Source organism: Pelomonas sp. CA6 (assembly GCF_022549225.1).
Lineage (GTDB): Bacteria > Pseudomonadota > Gammaproteobacteria > Burkholderiales > Burkholderiaceae_C > Roseateles.
Genome location: NZ_JAKZFD010000001.1, coordinates 773566 through 789936 on the forward strand (window position 1 = coordinate 773566; position 16371 = coordinate 789936).

Annotated in this window: 12 protein-coding genes; 6 read left to right on the forward strand and 6 right to left on the reverse strand. The window is 71.5% G+C overall.

The window, feature by feature from the left end; genetic code table 11:
- Positions 1–130: 130 nt before the first annotated feature.
- The gene (paaZ, locus tag LZ017_RS03515; protein ID WP_241298637.1) at positions 131–2188 is read left to right on the forward strand and encodes a phenylacetic acid degradation bifunctional protein PaaZ; all 2058 of its coding nucleotides are present in this window, start codon (positions 131–133) and stop codon (positions 2186–2188) included.
- 430 nt (positions 2189–2618) lie between these two features.
- On the forward strand, positions 2619–4256 hold the full coding sequence (nadB, locus tag LZ017_RS03520) for an L-aspartate oxidase (protein ID WP_241298638.1): 1638 nt from the start codon (positions 2619–2621) through the stop codon (positions 4254–4256).
- 6 nt (positions 4257–4262) lie between these two features.
- On the opposite strand, the gene LZ017_RS03525 is transcribed toward nadB, so the two are convergent.
- From LZ017_RS03525 to LZ017_RS03540, 4 genes are all read right to left on the reverse strand, one after another.
- A complete protein-coding gene (locus tag LZ017_RS03525) occupies positions 4263–6503 on the reverse strand; it encodes a TonB-dependent receptor domain-containing protein (RefSeq protein WP_241298639.1) in 2241 nt (746 codons plus the stop codon).
- A gap of 100 nt (positions 6504–6603) precedes the next feature.
- A complete protein-coding gene (locus LZ017_RS03530; protein ID WP_241298640.1) occupies positions 6604–6888 on the reverse strand; it encodes a late competence development ComFB family protein in 285 nt (94 codons plus the stop codon).
- Positions 6889–7015: 127 nt separating this feature from the next.
- Positions 7016–8122: a quinolinate synthase NadA gene (gene nadA / locus LZ017_RS03535; protein WP_241298641.1), complete on the reverse strand. Its 1107-nt coding sequence runs from the start codon at positions 8120–8122 to the stop codon at positions 7016–7018.
- Positions 8123–8611: 489 nt separating this feature from the next.
- Positions 8612–9454, reverse strand: coding sequence for a helix-turn-helix domain-containing protein (locus LZ017_RS03540; protein ID WP_241298642.1), 843 nt, complete (start codon positions 9452–9454; stop codon positions 8612–8614).
- 91 nt (positions 9455–9545) lie between these two features.
- Between LZ017_RS03540 and LZ017_RS03545 the strand changes: the two genes are divergently transcribed.
- The 4 genes from LZ017_RS03545 (at position 9546) to rraA (ending at position 13428) form a co-directional block, all read left to right on the forward strand.
- Entirely contained in the window at positions 9546–10766 is a 1221-nt protein-coding gene (locus tag LZ017_RS03545) for an MFS transporter (RefSeq protein WP_241298643.1), read from the forward strand.
- A gap of 115 nt (positions 10767–10881) precedes the next feature.
- Positions 10882–12603 (forward strand): thiamine pyrophosphate-binding protein, encoded by a 1722-nt coding sequence (locus LZ017_RS03550; protein ID WP_241298644.1) that lies wholly within the window; start codon positions 10882–10884, stop codon positions 12601–12603.
- Positions 12604–12616: 13 nt separating this feature from the next.
- Positions 12617–12859, forward strand: a complete 243-nt coding sequence (locus LZ017_RS03555; RefSeq protein ID WP_241298645.1) for an RNA-binding S4 domain-containing protein — start codon at positions 12617–12619, stop codon at positions 12857–12859.
- A 71-nt stretch (positions 12860–12930) separates the two neighbouring features.
- Positions 12931–13428 (forward strand): ribonuclease E activity regulator RraA, encoded by a 498-nt coding sequence (rraA, locus tag LZ017_RS03560; RefSeq protein ID WP_241298646.1) that lies wholly within the window; start codon positions 12931–12933, stop codon positions 13426–13428.
- A 34-nt stretch (positions 13429–13462) separates the two neighbouring features.
- Here rraA and LZ017_RS03565 read toward each other — a convergent pair whose 3' ends face one another.
- Together LZ017_RS03565 and LZ017_RS03570 are read right to left on the reverse strand one after the other, a co-directional pair.
- On the reverse strand, positions 13463–15631 hold the full coding sequence (locus LZ017_RS03565; RefSeq protein WP_241298647.1) for an EAL domain-containing protein: 2169 nt from the start codon (positions 15629–15631) through the stop codon (positions 13463–13465).
- 169 nt (positions 15632–15800) lie between these two features.
- Positions 15801–16361: a flavin reductase family protein gene (locus LZ017_RS03570; protein WP_241298648.1), complete on the reverse strand. Its 561-nt coding sequence runs from the start codon at positions 16359–16361 to the stop codon at positions 15801–15803.
- Positions 16362–16371 lie beyond the last annotated feature (10 nt).

Sequence of the window (16371 nt, forward strand, 5' to 3'; positions counted from 1 at the left end):
CGTACGGGAGTACGGCTGCGCACCCCGGGCCCGACCTCGACCCGTTCGCGACGCCGCTCGTCCGCGAAATCCCAGTGATGAATTCATGAGGCCGGGGATGCGCCCCGGTCATGCTGTCTGAAGGAATGCCATGAGCGCCACGCCCCAAGTTCTCCAAAGCCTGATCGCCGGTCGCTGGATCGGCCAAACGCCCGCGCGCGGCTTGCACAGCGCCGTCAACGGCCGCCTGGTGGCGCACACCCATGGCGAATCGATCGACTTTGGCGAGAGCCTCCACCATGCCCGGGGTCAGGCCTTGCCTGCGTTGCTGAAGCTGGACTTCCAGCAGCGCGCCGCGCAGCTCAAGGCGCTGGCGGCCTATCTGATGGAGCGCAAGGAGCAGCTCTACGCGATCTCGGCGCATACCGGCGCGACGCGCCCGGACAGCTGGATCGACATCGAGGGCGGCATTGGCACGCTGTTCGCCTATGCGTCCATGGGCCGGCGCGAGCTGCCTTCCAGCAACATCGTGCACGAGGGCCCGGCCACGCCGCTGGGCAAGAACGGCCAGTTCCTGGGCAGCCACGTGCTGGTGCCCAAGCGCGGCGTCGCGGTGCACATCAATGCCTTCAATTTCCCGATGTGGGGGATGCTGGAGAAGTTCGCGCCCAGCTACCTGGCCGGCATGCCCTGCATCGTCAAGCCGGCCACCGCGACCAGCTATGTCGCCGAGGCCTGCGTGCGCCTGGTCGAGCAGTCCGGCCTGATCGTGCCGGGCAGCCTGCAGCTGATCATCGGCGGCTCCGGCGACCTGCTGGACCGGCTGGAGGAGACCGACGTGGTCACCTTCACCGGCTCGGCCGACACCGCGGCCAGCCTGCGCGTGAACAAGAACCTGATCGCGCGCTCCATCCCCTTCAACGCCGAGGCGGACAGCCTGAACTGCTCCATCCTCGGCCCCGATGTGCAGCCCGGCGACCCCGAGTTCGACCTCTTTGTGAAGGAGGTGCTGCGCGAGATGAGCGCCAAGGCCGGCCAGAAGTGCACCGCCATCCGCCGCGCCATCGTGCCGCGCGCGCAGGTGGATGCGGTGGCCGCCGCGCTGCGCGAGCGTCTGGCCAAGATCAAGATCGGCGATCCGGCCGTGGAGGGCGTGCGCATGGGCGCGCTGGCCTCCAAGGACCAGCAGGCCGATGTCGCCGCGCGCGTGAAGCTGCTGGCCGAGGGCAACGAACTGCTGTTCGGCGAGCGCGACGGCTTCGCGCCGGTGGGCGAGGGCGTGGGCGAGGGAGCCTTCTTCGCACCCACGCTGCTGCTGTGCCGCGACGCGCTGCGCAACGAGGTCGTGCACCAGGTCGAGGCCTTCGGCCCGGTGTCCACGCTGATGCCCTATGACGAGTTCGACCAGGCGCTGGCGCTCGCGGCCAAGGGCCGCGGCAGCCTGGTGGGCTCGGTGATCACCAAGACGCCGTCCATCGCCGCGCATGCGGTCTACCACGCGGCGGCCTTCCACGGCCGGCTGCTGGTGCTGGACCGCGACGCCGCGCCGGAGTCCACCGGCCACGGCTCGCCGCTGCCCATGCTCAAGCACGGCGGCCCGGGCCGCGCCGGCGGCGGCGAGGAGCTGGGCGGCATTCGGGCCGTGAAGCACTACCTGCAGCGCTGCGCGGTGCAGGCCTCGCCGACCATGCTCACCGCCATCACCGGCGAGTACCAGCGGGGCGGCAAGGTCAACGAGGACGCGGTCCACCCCTTCCGCAAGTACTTCGAAGAGATCCAGATCGGCGACTCGCTGCTGACCCACCGCCGCACGGTGAGCGAGGCCGACATCGTCAACTTCGGCGGCATCTCGGGCGACTACTTCTACATGCACTTCGACGAGATCGCGGCCAAGGACACGCAGTTCGGCAAGCGCATCGCGCATGGCTACTTCGTGCTGTCGGCGGCGGCGGGACTGTTCGTCTCGCCGGCCCCCGGTCCGGTGCTGGCCAACTATGGCCTGGACACGCTGCGCTTCGTGAACCCGGTGGCCATCGGCGACACCATCCAGGCGCGCCTGACCTGCAAGCGCCGCATCGACCGCGGCAACCGCCCGGACCAGCCGCCGCAGGGCGTGGTGGCCTGGGATGTGCAGGTCAGCAACCAGCACGGCGAGCTGGTCGCCAGCTACGACATCCTGACGCTGGTGGCGAAGAAGCCGCAGGCCTGAGCGCGCGGGCGGCGGCGGCGCTGCTCAGGCGGGGTCGTCGTCCGGCCGGGGCTCCTGGACGGACAGCCACAGCGAGCAGCGCGTGAACCAGGCTGGCAGTGCGGGGCGTGCACGGTCAGTTCCGTGCCCGCGGTCAGATCGCGCTCGATGTCGTCGGCACTGATGTAGACGCCGATCCACTCGGGGCGCAGCACGCCATGGATGGTGCTTTTGCCGGAGCCGTTGGGGCCGGCGAAGATGCGCAGCCGGGGCTGGGCACGGCTCACCGGGCGGCGAGCTTCTTTCGCTTCAGCACCGTGCCGGGCATGGCGGGCTGTGCGGCCGGCAGCGGTTTGATTCCGATAAATCCTCGCGCGGCGCCGTGGCGCGCGGGCTCCTAGAATCGGACACCTTGTTGGACGCCGCGCCATCGGTGCGGCCGCATGTCGTGATGTCTGCTTCCCCTGCTTCCGAGAAGAATCCGTTGCCGGTCGTGATCGTGGGCGCTGGCCTCGCGGGCCTGACCGTGGCGCTGCACCTGGCCGATCAGGTGCCCGTGGTCGTGCTGGCCAAGCGCGGACTCCATGAGGCCGCCACCGCCTGGGCCCAGGGCGGCATCGTCGGCGTGCTGGGCAGCGATGACTCGATCGAGAGCCATGTCCGCGATACCCAGGATGCCGGCGCCGGGCTGGTGGATGAGGCGACGGCGCGCTTCATCGCCGAGCGCAGCGCCGACGCGGTGGGCTGGCTGGTGGCCCAGGGCGTGCCCTTCACGCCCGACGAGCAGGGGCCGCTGGGCCTGCACCTGACCCGCGAGGGCGGCCACGCGGTGCGCCGCATCGCCCATGCCGCCGATGCCACCGGCAAGGCCATCCACGACGCGCTGCTGGCCAAGGCGGCGGCCCATCCCAACATCGAGCTGCGCCAGCGTTGGATGGCGCTGGACCTCGTCACCTCGCGCCATGTGCAGCGCGAAGAGCAGCCGCGCTGCTACGGCCTGTATGCGCTGGACATGGACGCGCGGCGCGTGGAGGCGCTGCCGGCGCGCGCCGTGGTGCTGGCCACCGGCGGGGCCGGCAAGGTCTACCGCTACACCACCAATCCCGACACCTCCACTGGCGACGGCATCGCGATGGCCTGGCGCGCGGGCTGCCGCGTGGCCAACATGGAGTTCATCCAGTTCCATCCGACCTGCCTCTACCACCCGCAGGAGCGCAGCTTCCTGATCACCGAGGCGCTGCGTGGCGAGGGCGCGCACCTGAAGCTGCCCGAGCACCTGGGCGGGGCGCGCTTCATGGCCGCGCACGACGAGCGCATGGAGCTGGCGCCGCGTGACATCGTCGCGCGCGCGATCGACTTCGAGATGAAGAAGCACGGCCTGGACCATGTGTGGCTGGACGCCACGCCCATCGTGCGCGAGAAGGGCGAGGGCTTCCTGAAGGAGCATTTCCCCACCATCTATGCGCGCTGCCTGCAGCTGGGCATCGACATCACCCGCGAACCCATCCCGGTCGTGCCGGCGGTGCATTTCACCTGTGGCGGCGTGGTGTCCGACCTGCAGGGCCGCGCCGACCTGCCGGGCCTCTATGCGGTGGGCGAGACGGCCTACACCGGGCTGCACGGCGCCAACCGCCTGGCCAGCAACTCGCTGCTGGAATGCACGGTGCTGGGCCGCACCTGCGCCGACGACATCCTCGCCCAGGCGCCCGGCGAGCCGGCCCCGCTGCCGGCCTGGGACGAAAGCCAGGTGGAGGATGCCGACGAGCAGGTCGTGATCGCCCACAACTGGGACGAGCTGCGCCTGCTGATGTGGAACTACGTCGGCATCGTGCGCACCGACAAGCGCCTGGAGCGCGCGCTGCACCGCATCGCGCTGCTGAAGGGCGAGATCGACGACTACTACGCCAACTTCCGCGTCAACCGCGACCTGCTGGAGCTGCGCAACCTGGTGGACTGCGCGGAGCTGATCGTGCGCTCCGCGCTGCTGCGTCATGAAAGCCGCGGGCTGCACTACAGCCGCGACTACCCGCGCACGCTGCCGGTGAGCTTCCCCACGGTGCTCATCGCCGAGCGCGCCGGCCGGCGCTGAGTCGGCTCAGAGGCGCTGGCTCAGCGTCAGCTTGAGGTTGCGCCCCGGCGCGTAGACGGCCTCGGCCAGGTAGGGCTGCACGGCGCGGTTGAACAGGTTGTCCACGCTGAGCCCGACGCGCGTGCCGGCCAGCCGGCCCTGGCCCTGCCATTGCGCGAACAGCCCATGCAGCGCATAGCCCTTGGAGGGTGGCAGCGCATAGGGCACGATCTCGTCGTCCGGCACGTGGCGTTGCGCGGCGACGAACTTGCCCTGCCAGCCCGCGGCCAGCCCCAGCGCGGGCCATTTGCCGCCCAGCACCAGCACCGCCTTGGGCGCGCCGATGTCGATCAGCGGCTGGTTGCGCGCCGCCCAGGGGTCGCGCAGCGAGCCGCGGTGCTCGCCGTCCATCCAGGCCAGCGACGCGCTGGCGAACAGGCGGCGCGCCTCGTAGTGGGTCTCCAGCTCCAGGCCCTCGCTGCGGTAGCCGGGCAGGTTGCGGTAGAAGGGCAGCAGCGGCGGGCGCGGCGTGCCTGGTTCGACCATGATGCCGAAGCGCTTGTGGATGTTGTCGTGCACCAGGTTGCGAAAGCCCGTCAGCGTGGCGGCGAAGGCGTCGCCGCTGCTGAGCCAGTCGCCGCGCTCGTACTTCAGCCCGCCGCGCAGCGCGGTGAGGCGCTCACGGCGCAGCCCGCGGCTGGTGGCCGGCGCGCTGGCGGCAGCGGACTGCACTTCGTAGATTTCATCGATCACCGGCGCGCGCCAGCTGCGGCCGGCGTCGGCGAAGAACTGCAGCCGGCTGCTCGCGCGCCAGGCCAGCGCCAGGTGGTAGGACCAGCCGCTGTGCGTCACCGCGCTGTAGTCGTGGCCGGCGCGCGGGTCGTTGTAGCGCGGCGCCAGGTTGGGCTGGCCGACGCTGCGCACCTGGTCATGGCGCAGCCCGGGCGTCAGGCTGAACTCGCGCCAGCGGATCTCGTCCTCCAGCCAGGCGGACTGGCTGCGCTGGGTGCCCGAGGGCATGTAGTAGGGCTGCATCCAGCCGTGGTTGTAGCTGGGGTCCTGGGTGCGGGTGTGCAGCAGCATCAGCGTGTCGCGCGTGTGCTGCTGGGCCTGCAGCCCGGCGGCCAGCGCATGGCGCGTCGGGCCCAGCGCGAAGCGCGCGGTGTTGCTCAGCTCGAACTGGCGGTCGCGATAGCTCGCATGGCTCTGCTTGCCCAGGCTGGACGCGAAGTCGCTGCTGATGCTGTCCGGGCGGCTGTCGTCCTGGCGGCTGCTGGACTGGGAGAGATGCAGCCGCAGCTCCAGCAGCGACTGCCCGGCCGGCGCGTACTCCCAGGACAGCGCGTCGGTGCGGTCCCGTTGGTCGCGCCAGAGCACCTTGCGCAGCCAGGCCTCGCGCTCGCCATAGCGGGCGATCTCGGCGGGCGTGGGCGCCGGCACCTCGTCGCGCTTGGCCGCGAAAGGCGCCCAGGCCTTGCTGCGTCCCTCCAGATGCGACAGCGTCAGCCGGCTTTCGCCCAGCGCGAGCGAGAGCTTCAGCAGGGCCGAGCGGCTGTGGGTGGCGGAGAACTCATAGACGCTGCCGTCGGCGCGGCGCTGGTTGTCGGAGTCGCGCGCGGTCAGCGCGGCGAGGAACTCCCAGGGCAGGGCGCTGCCGTCCTCGGCGCGCGCGAACACGCTGCCCGACGCGATGCGCTGGCGGTCATTGCTGGCATGGCCCAGCTTGACCAGGCCGCCCACGCGCTCGCCGGCGCGCAGCAGGTCGGCGGCGTCCTTGCTGTCGATGCGCACCGTGCCGCCGAAGCCGCCATTGCCATAGCGCACCGAATGCGCGCCCTTGTCCACGGTGATGCGCTTGATCAGCTCCGGCTCGATGAAGATCGAGCCCTGGCGGTATTTCTCGAAGCCTTTGTTGGCGCCGTCCAGAGTCACGCGGATGTCTTCCACGTCGCCGAAGCCCCAGATGTTGAGGCTCTGGCCGCCGGGGCGCCAGCTGCCGTTCAGGTCCACGCCGGGCACGTTGTCCAGCAGCTGCTGGACGGTCAGCGCCTGCTGGCGCTCGATCTCGTCGGGCGTGATGCGCGTCTGGCCCGGCGCGACGCTGCGCACGCCGAAGACCGTGACCGCGGGCAATTCGGCCTCGGCGGTGGGCGCGGCCGCAGGGCTGGCGGCCTGCGCGGGTGCCAGGGCCAGCGCGGCCAGCAGCGGGATCAGGGAAGAACGGGGTGGAACAAGAGCCGGAACACGGGGAGGGGCAACAGAATGCACGGACACATCAAATGAGAATTATTATCATTTTAGTGTAGCAAGACCTGACCCCGTTCCGGGCCACCCGACTCGCGCTCAGCCCAGCGCGGGGCGACAGGCGTCAGTTGCGTGAATGCAGGGCCAGCCGCGCGCGCACGAAGTTGAACGCATAGTCCACCGCCTCCTTGACCGCGGCATCGCTCTCCAGGCGCTCGGACTGGGTCAGGTAGAAGGCGTAGTCCACCTGATGGCGGATGTAGCGCGGCGGCAGCCGGTTCAGCGCGACGCAGGCCACGTCCACCAGCAGGTCGGCGCTGGACGCGATCTCGGGGAACTGCGGGGCGGTTTCCATCACGACGGCAAACACATCGCGTTCGTGGTGGTTGTAGAGCGAGGTGAAGTCCATGGTCGGGCCCTGGTTGGCGGGGTGCGGTCACTGTAGCGCCGCGCGGCCCGCAAGGGCAGGCCCGTCCCGCGCCACCCCCCGGCTTGCGTGGAGGAATGCCCGGGGCAGGCGCGGCCCCGGACGAGGCTCAGGCGGCGCCCAGATTGGGCACCATGCCTGCGGCGGCGTGGCGCGCCTTCAGCGCCGCGGTGAAGTCCAGCATGCGCTCGATGCAGGCCAGCGCGCGGCCGCGCACGGGTTCCTCGACCTGGATCTCGCCATGGCCCTGCTCCAGGCAGTCGACCACGCCCTGCAGGCCGTTCATCGCCATCCAGGGGCAGTGGGCGCAGCTCTTGCACGTGGCGCTGTTGCCGGCCGTCGGGGCCTCGATCAGCACCTTGTCCGGCGCCAGCTGGCGCATGCGGTGCAGGATGCCCTTGTCGGTGGCGACGACGTATTCGCGCGCCCGGCCCTCCACCACGGCCTTGATGAGCGCCGAGGTGGAGCCGACCACGTCGGCCTGGGCCACGACGGACGCGGGCGATTCCGGGTGGACCAGGATCATGGCCTGCGGATGCTGCTCGCGCAGCAGCTCCAGCTCCAGGCCCTTGAACTCGTCGTGCACGATGCAGGCGCCGTTCCACATCAGCATGTCGGCGCCGGTCTGCTCCTGGATGTAGCGGCCCAGGTGCTTGTCGGGGGCCCAGAGGATCTTTTCGCCCTGGGCCTTGAGGTGGCTGACGATCTCCAGCGCGCAGGAGCTGGTCACCATCCAGTCGGCGCGCGCCTTCACCGCGGCGCTGGTGTTGGCGTAGACCACCACCTTGCGGTCCGGATGGGCGTCGCAGAAGGCCGCGAAGTCCTCGGCCGGGCAGCCCAGATCCAGAGAGCAGGTGGCGTCCAGGTCGGGCATCAGCACGCGCTTTTCGGGGCTCAGGATCTTGGCCGTCTCGCCCATGAAGCGCACGCCGGCGACGACCAGGGTCTGCGCCGCGTGGTCACGGCCGAAGCGCGCCATTTCCAGCGAATCGGACACGATGCCGCCGGTCTCCAGCGCCAGGTCCTGCAGGTCGCCATCGACGTAGTAATGGGCCACCAGCGCGGCGCCGCGCGCCCGGAGCAACTCCGCCGCGCGCTGCTTGAGCTGCTGGCGTTGCGCCGACGTCAGCGGCGCGGGGACCTTGGCCCAGGCATGGGCGGTGCAGGTGACGCCCTGGGCGTCCTGGCGGTCGAAGTCAAAGAGAACCTGGTTCATCGCTGGGGCGGGCTGTGGCTGGCGGACGGGGGGGAAGAATGGTAGCTCAGAGCTTGTGGGGAGGGGGGGTGGGGGGTGTTGTGCCGCTGTTCTGTCTGCGCGGGGCGCAGAGCCCGCCGGGTCCCGGCCCGGCAGCCGGGTAACTTTTCCTGCGGGCCCAGGAAAAGTCACCAAAAGGAGGGCCTGAATGCGATTTGACCGAGGCCCGCGCTGGGCACTGAGTCCTGGCCCGACGACCATCGGGGCGGCTCCACCGCTCAGGATGTAAGTCGCTCGCCGAGTACGGCTCGACTCCACACCGGGCCTCGTACCCCGTCGCACAGCCGATACTCGCGGCTCCACGCCGCGGGCATCGGCGGTATTTGGGGCCGAGCGCCGGGCCGCCCCAAGCCGGCCCACGGGGCGATGTGCTGGCGGCTCAATGCCGCCAGCATCGCCGTCCCCTTGGGGGACCGTCCAGCGTACCCGCTGGACGAGGGGCCCACCCCCTCACGCCTGCTCAAAGAACTTCCGCGGCGGCATCCCCACCGTGCGCGTCACCATCGCGCTGAAGGCGCTGGGGCTGGCATAGCCCAGCTCGGCGGCGATCAGTTGCATGGGATGGCGCCGCGCCGCCAGGCGCAGCGCATGGGCGAGCAGGGCCTGCTGGCGCCACTGCGCATAGCTGCTGCCCAGCTCCTGACGGAACAGCCGCGAGATGGTGCGCGCGCTGGCTCCGGCCTCGGCCGCCCAGTCTTCCAGCCGCGCATGGCGCTGCGGCGCCTCCAGCATGGCTTCGCACAGCCGGCGCAGGCGTTTGTCGCGCGGCAGGTCCACGCCCAGGCGCAGGCTGCGCGCCTGCGCCAGCTCGTCGCGGATCAGCGCGGCCAGCCAGGCCTCGCGCGGGCTGGCCACCTCGGCGCTGAGCGCGGCCAGCGCGACGACCAGTTCGCGCAGCAGCGGCGAGACTTCCAGCACCCGGCAGCCCTCCCAGCAGGCCTCCGCCGACGGAGGTTCCAGCAGGTAGAGGGTGCGCAGGTCGCAACGCTCCACCGCGGTCACCGCATGCACCACGCCACGCGGAATCCACACCGCGCGCGAGGGCGGCACCAGGAAGGTGTGGCGCTCGGTGCTGACCCGCACCACGCCACTGAAGGAGAACACCAGCTGCCCCCACTCATGATGGTGGGCCTGGATGTCCATGTGGTGCGCCATGCGGCGCTCCTTGGCGCGCGCCGGGCGTTCGGCGGTGGGCGCGTAGCGGCGCGGATCCAGCGGCGGCAGGCTGGTGCGAGCGCGCGGCGCGGGCACGCGGGGCTTGGCGGGGGTCAAGGGATGGGAGCGATCGGTCATGGCGGCGCAAACGCGGGGGCGTGGCGGGTTCTCGACAGAATTTGTCCGGCTATCGTAACCATGCCGCGTCCCCCCTGCGCACCATGCGGACATGAACACCGCCACCCTCCCGCTGCCGGCCGCCCAGACCGCGCGCCGCGACTTCACCACCATCGGCCTGATCGGCCTGGCCCATGGCACCAGCCATTTCTTCCACATGCTGCTGCCGCCGCTGTTCCCGGTCTTCATCCGGGATTTCGGACTGAGCTATTCGCAGCTGGGCCTGCTGGTCACGGTGTTCTTCGTGATCTCGGGCGTGGGCCAGGCGCTGGCCGGCTTCATCGTCGACCGCATTGGCGCGCGGCCGGTGCTGTTCGCGGCGCTGTCCAGCTTTGTCGCGGCGGCGCTGGTGGCCTCGGTGGCCCAGGGCCTGTCCGGACTGATGCTGGCCGCGGCGCTGGCCGGTCTGGGCAACGCACCGTTCCACCCGGCCGACTTCACCATCCTGAACAAGCGCGTGTCCCAGGCCCGGCTGGGCCATGCCTTTTCGGTGCATGGCATCACCGGCAACCTGGGCTGGGCCCTGGCACCGGTGTTCATGATCGGGCTGACCGAGCTGCTGGGCAGCTGGCGCGGCGCCTATCTGGGCGCGGCCCTGTGGGCGCTGGCGGTGATCGCGCTGCTGGCCCTCAAGCGCGACGCGATCGACGACCGCCAGGGCAGCTGGGGCCACGAAAAGGCCGGCGCCGCCGTGCCCGACGAGCACCCCATGGCCTTCCTGAAGCTGCCCTCGGTGTGGCTGTGCTTCTCGTTCTTCTTCTTCACGACCGCGGCGCTGAGCGCGATCCAGAGCTTCGCCGCGCCCGCGCTGGCCGCGATGTACGGGCTGCCGCTGACGCAGACGGCCTTCGTCGTGACCGGCTACATGCTGGCCGGCGCGGTGGGCATGGTGATCGGCGGCTTCCTGGTGGCGCGCTCGGCCAACCTGGAGCGCAACATCGCCTTCGCGATGAGCGCCGCCGCGCTGATGCTGCTGGCCACCGCGAGCGGCTGGCTGCCGCCCACGCTGGCCGTGGGCATGGCGGCGCTGGCCGGCTTCGGCACCGGGCTGGCCGGCCCGTCGCGCGACATGCTGATCAAGCGCGCCGCGCCGCCCGGCGCCACCGGCCGGGTCTACGGCACGGTGTACTCCGGCCTGGACACCGGCTTCGCGGTGGCGGCCCCCATCTTCGGCGCGCTGATGGACCGCCACCTGCATGGCCCGGTGTTCGCCGGCGCGGCGCTGGCCCTGATCGCCGGCGTGCTGGCGGCCAATCTGGTGCGCCGCCGCTGATCGACTCCGCGGGAGCTTGATGCAGAGCAAGACCTGACCCCGATCCGGGCGGCCGGCGACCATCACCAGGAAGGGGCCTTGCCGAGGCCCGGGGCGCTGCGGCTACAGTTGCCGCATGAACAGCAGCAACTCTGTGCGGCCGGCCGGCCATGCGCTCGTCGAAGCCCTGATCGCCCAGGGCGTCACCGATGTCTTCGGCGTGCCCGGCGAGAGTTATCTCGCGGTGCTGGACGGCTTTCACGAGCACCGCGAGCGCATCCGCTTCATCGCCTGCCGCCAGGAGGGCGGCGCGGCCTTCATGGCCGAGGCGGCCGGCAAGCTGGGCGGCGGCCGGCCCGGAGTCTGCTTCGTCACGCGCGGACCCGGCGCCACCAATGCCAGCATCGGCCTGCACACGGCCTTCCAGGACTCCACACCGCTGGTGCTCTTCGTCGGCCAGGTGGCGTCGGACCAGCGCGACCGCGAGGCTTTTCAGGAACTGGACTACCGCCAGTTCTTCGGTCCCGGCACGCTGGGCATGGCCAAGTGGGTGGCCGAGATCGACCGCGCCGACCGCCTGCCCGAATACGTGGCGCGCGCCTTCCACACCGCGATGCAGGGCCGGCCCGGCCCGGTGGTGCTGGCGCTGCCCGAGGACATGCTGAGCACGCCCACCGCGGCGCCGGTGCTGCCGGCGGCACGGCCTGCGCAGGCCTGGCCGCATCCGCAGGCGCTGGACGAGCTGCGCGAGCGCCTGCTGCGCGCGCAACGGCCGCTGGTGATCGCCGGCGGTGGTGGCTGGACGGGCGACGCGACGGCGGCGCTGCAGCGCTTCGCCGAGGCCTGGCAGCTGCCGGTGGGCTGCGCCTTCCGCTTCCAGGATTTGTTCGACAACCGCCATCCGCTCTACGCCGGCGACGTGGGCATCGGCATCAATCCGCGCCTGGCCGAGCGCGTGCGCGACGCCGACCTGATCCTGGCGCTGGGCGCGCGGCTCGGCGAGATGACCACCGGCGGCTACGAACTGCTGAAGGCGCCGCGGCCGCATCAGCAGCTGATCCACATCCATGCCGGCGCCGAGGAGCTGGGGCGGGTGTACGCGGCCGATCTGCTGCTGCAGTCCGCGATGGCCAGCGCCGCGCCGGCGCTGGCCCAGCTGGCGCCGCCGCCCGGCGAGCCGGTCTGGAGCGCCTGGACGCGCGCGGCGCGCGAAGACTATGTGGGCAATCTGCAAAGCCTGCCAGTCGGGCCCATGGACATGGCCGAGGTGGTGCGCGCGCTGGAGCGCAGCCTGCCGGCCGACACGCTGTACACCAATGGCGCCGGCAACTTCGCCGGCTGGCTGCACCGCTTCCACCGCTATCCCGCGCTGCACCAGGGCGGGCGGCACCAGCTCGCCCCCACCAATGGCGCGATGGGGTATGGCCTGCCGGCGGCGGTGGGCGCCAGCCTGCTGCAGCCGCAGCGCTGGGTGGTCAACCTGGCGGGCGACGGCGACTTCCTGATGAACGGTCAGGAGCTGGCGACCGCGATGGCCCATGGCGCGCGGCGCCTGATCAGCGTGGTGGTGGACAACGGCAGCTTCGGCACCATCCGCATGCACCAGGAGCGCGAGTTCCCCGGGCGCGTCAGCGGCACCGAGCTGTTCAACCCCGATTTCGCCCAGCTGGCGCGCGCCTATGGCTGGGCGTCCGAGCGCGTGGAGCAGACCGAGGCCTTCGAGCCCGCGCTGCGCCAAGCCATCGCACGCGAACAGCCGACCCTGATCCACCTGAAGCTGCCGGTCGAGATCTCGACCAGCCGCGCGACGCTGAGCAGCATCCGCGACGCCGCGCGGCGCCGGCTCGGCCAGGGCTGAGACAATCCGCGGCATGTCACACGCCTCCCCCGCACCGGCCGCGCTGGACTTCCAGCTGCGCGGCGACTTCATCGAACTGGACAAGCTGCTCAAGGCCTGCGCGCTGGCCGACTCAGGCGGTGCCGCCCGTCACCTGATCACGGAGGGCCGGGTGCGCGTGGATGGGCAGGTGGAGCTGCGCAAGACCGCCAAGATCCGCGCCGGCCAGCATGTCGAGCTGGACGGCCAGGCCGTGCGCGTGCTCGCCGCGGACTGAGCCGCGGCGCGATCTCGTTCCCCGGCCGCGAGGCGGCCCCTCTGGTTTTGCGTTTCGTCAGGAGTGCCACGATGGATTTCTCGACCTGCGACCTCTGCGACCGCCTGAAGGGCGACACCTCGGGTGCGCTGCGCTGGCTGCCAGGCAGTCTGTACCGCCGCTACGGGAGCCAGGCGCGCTTCGCCGGGCCGGTGGCCACGGTGCGCTGCTTCGAGGACAACACCCAGGTCAAGGCCGCCGTCGAAGGACCCGGCGAGGGCCGCGTGCTGGTGGTGGACGGCGGCGGCTCGCTGCGTCGCGCGCTGCTGGGCGGCAACCTGGCCGCCAGCGCCGCGGCCCAGGGTTGGGCCGGCGTGCTGGTCCATGGCGCGGTGCGCGACCTGGCCGAGCTGCGCGCCGCAGGCCTGGGCCTGCTGGCGCTGGGCCATGTGCCCATGCCCACCGAGCGCCGCGGCCAGGGGCTGGCCGGGGTGCCGGTGCAACTGGGCGAGGTCTGGGTGCGTCCGGGCGACTGGCTCTATGCCGACGAGGACGGCGTGCTGGTCAGCGACCGGCCGTTGATGGGCTGAGCGGCACGCGCGCTCCGGGCCGTTGCCTGCCGGTTCAGACCGCTTGCGTGCTGCGCTGGCGCAGCCATTCTTCCAGCGCCTCGGCCGGCATCGGATGGCCGAAGCGCCAGCCCTGCACCATGTCGCAGCCCACCTGTTCCAGCACCTGCTGCTGGGCCGCCGTTTCCACGCCCTCGGCGACCACCGTGAGCCCCAGCGCCCGGCCGATGCCGATCACCGCGGTGGCGAGCGCGCGGTCGTCGGGGTCGGTCTCCAGGTCGCGCACAAAGCTCTTGTCCAGCTTGAGCTCGCTGACCGGCAGTCGCTTCAGATAGCCCAGGCTGGAATAACCGGTGCCGAAATCGTCCACCGAGATGCGCACGCCCATCTCGTGCAGGCGCTGCATCTGGCCGCGGGTGCGCGCGTTGTCGTCCAGCATCAGCCGCTCGGTGACCTCCAGCGTCAGCTGCTCGGCGCGCAGCCCGTGCTGCTGCAGCAGCTGGCCCACATGGGCGGCGACATCGTCCTGGTAGAAGCGCAGCGGCGAGACGTTCACCGCCACCTCGGGCAACGCCACGCCGGCCTGCTGCCAGCGCGCCAGCTGCGCGCAGGCCTGCTCCAGCACCCAGGCGTCCAGCGCGTTGATCAGCCCGCATTCCTCGGCCACGCCGATGAAGCGGTCCGGCGCCACCGGGCCCCATTCGGGATGGCGCCAGCGCAGCAGCGCCTCGCAGCCCATGGTGCGCCCGTCGGCCAGGCGCAGCTTGGGCTGGTAGTGCAGCTGCAGGCAGCCCTGGGAGAGGGCCTGGCGCAGCGCCGCTTCCATCTGCAGACGCTCGCCCAGCGCCTCGTTCATCGCGTGCAGGAAGAAGCGGGCACAGTTGCGGCCGGCGCGCTTGGCTTCGTACATCGCGATCTCGGCGTTCTTCAGCAGCGACTCCAGGTCGCCGCCGTCTTCGGGGAAGTTGGCGATGCCGATGCTGGCGCTGAGGCTCAGCGGTGCCTGCCCCGGCAGGTCCAGCGGCGGTTGCAGCGCGGCAAGCAGCTTGTCGGCCGCGTGCATGGCGTCGGCGGCCGTGCTGCCTTGCAGGATCACGCCGAACTCGTCGCCGCCCAGGCGCGCCAGCGTGTCGCTGTCGCGCAGGCAGGGGCCCAGCCGCTGCGCCAGCTGGCGCAGCACCTCGTCGCCCACCGCATGGCCCAGCGAGTCGTTGATGGTCTTGAAGCGGTCCACGTCGAGCAGCAGCAGCGCGGTGGGGCTGCCCTGGCGCGAGGAGATCAGCAGGTCGTGGCGGGCGCGGTCGGCGAACAGGCGCCGGTTGGCCAGCCCGGTGACGTTGTCGTAGTAGGCCAGGCGCTCGATCTGGCGCAGGTGTTCGTCGTTGCGCAGTGCCACCTGGCACAGCTGCGCGCAGGCCTCGACCATGCCGCGATGAAAGGGCACGACCGGCCGCGGCTCGCGGTAGTACAGCGCGAAGGTGGCGCCGACACGCTGGTCGGCGCGCAGGATGGGCGTGGACCAGCAGGCCGCCAGCCCATAGGCCAGCGCCAGCACGCGGTAGTCCTCCCACAGCGGGTCGCGCGCGATGTCGGCCACCTCCACCGGCTCGCGCCGCCACGCGGCGGTGCCGCAGGACCCGGCCTTGGGGCCGATGGGCACGCCGTCGAGCGCCGCCGAAAAGCTCGCCGGCAGGCTGGGCGCGGCCAGTGGGTGCACGCGGCCCTGCTCGTCCACCGCCAGCACGGTGCAGATCACGTCGGGCGCCAGGCTTTCGACGCGGCGGCACAGCAGGTCCATCACCACCTGCAGCGGCCGGCTCAGCGCCACCGCCTCCAGCACGTCGCGCTGCAGCAGGTCGATCGCGCTGCGCAGCTGCGCGTCGCCCAGCGGGCTGATGCTGAGCACGGTCAGCGCGTCCGCGGCGGGGCTCTCGCCCAGGCTGTGAAAGCGCAGCTCGGTGCTGAGCAGCTCGCCGTCGGCCGTCTTCAATCCCAGATGCAGCGACTGCGCCTGCCCGGCGGGCCGGCTCAGCAAGGCGCTCCAGGCGCCGGTGTGCAAGCCCGGGAAGCACTGGTCCAGCGTGGCGGGCATGCCGGCCCAGCCGGCGAAGCGCTTGTTGCTGTGCTGCAGCCGGCCCTGCGCGTCCACCCAGACCAGGCCCAGTTCGGCATCGTCCAGGGCCTGGATCAGGAGCGGGTTGGCGCTGGCGGATGGGGGCTTCACGGCCATCGGGACTCCAAGAGGGATCCGGGCGTTCGGACCGGAAGACGGTCTTCCCCGGATGAAGCGCCCAGTATGCACATGCCGCCGCTTGTAGCAGCATCGGGATCCCCCCGCCTTGCGGGAGCGCAGAGCCCGCGGGTGTTGCGCTCAGGCCTCGCGGCCGTTGTGTTCAGGCCTCGCGGCTGCTGAGCCGGTCGTGGCTGGTGAGGAACTGGCCGCCGCCCAGGTGATGCAGCGAGCGCTGCGCTGGGGTCAGGTCTTGCCAGCGGCCGTCGCGAAAGGCCCAGTCTTCGGCCCAGGCGGCGACCACCTCGGCCAGGAACAGGTCGTGGCGCTGCGCGAGCCCCGGCTCGGGCAGCACGCGGCATTCCAGCCAGGCCAGGCAGCCCGCCACCAGCGGCGCGGCGACCTGCGCGGCCGGCTCGGCGGCGATGCCGTAGTGCGCGAACTTGTCCATCTCGCGCCCGCTGTGCCGGCCCACGCCGGTGACCAGGTCCACCTGCGCGGCGCAGGGCACGGCGAGCACGAACTCGCCGCTGGCGTCCACCAGTTCGCGGGTGTAGGTGCTCTTGTCGATGACCACCGCGATCTTGGGTGGGTCGAAGTCCAGCGGCATGTTCCAGGCCGCGGCCATGACGTCGCGCCGGCCGGCATGGGCGCTGGCCACCAGCACCGTGGGGCCGTGGTTGAGCAGGCGCGAGGCCTGGGGGAGGGGGACGGGAACTCGCATCGGTCGGTGG

Bases quoted from the DNA above. Each gene is read 5' to 3' on its own strand.
- paaZ (WP_241298637.1), top strand. From the start codon at position 131: ATGAGCGCCACGCCCCAAGTTCTCCAAAGCCTGATCGCCGGTCGCTGG.
- nadB (WP_241298638.1), top strand. From the start codon at position 2,619: ATGTCTGCTTCCCCTGCTTCCGAGAAGAATCCGTTGCCGGTCGTGATC.
- LZ017_RS03530 (WP_241298640.1), bottom strand. From the start codon at position 6,888: ATGGACTTCACCTCGCTCTACAACCACCACGAACGCGATGTGTTTGCC.
- nadA (WP_241298641.1), bottom strand. From the start codon at position 8,122: ATGAACCAGGTTCTCTTTGACTTCGACCGCCAGGACGCCCAGGGCGTC.
- LZ017_RS03540 (WP_241298642.1), bottom strand. From the start codon at position 9,454: ATGACCGATCGCTCCCATCCCTTGACCCCCGCCAAGCCCCGCGTGCCC.
- LZ017_RS03545 (WP_241298643.1), top strand. From the start codon at position 9,546: ATGAACACCGCCACCCTCCCGCTGCCGGCCGCCCAGACCGCGCGCCGC.
- LZ017_RS03550 (WP_241298644.1), top strand. From the start codon at position 10,882: ATGAACAGCAGCAACTCTGTGCGGCCGGCCGGCCATGCGCTCGTCGAA.
- LZ017_RS03555 (WP_241298645.1), top strand. From the start codon at position 12,617: ATGTCACACGCCTCCCCCGCACCGGCCGCGCTGGACTTCCAGCTGCGC.
- rraA (WP_241298646.1), top strand. From the start codon at position 12,931: ATGGATTTCTCGACCTGCGACCTCTGCGACCGCCTGAAGGGCGACACC.
- LZ017_RS03570 (WP_241298648.1), bottom strand. From the start codon at position 16,361: ATGCGAGTTCCCGTCCCCCTCCCCCAGGCCTCGCGCCTGCTCAACCAC.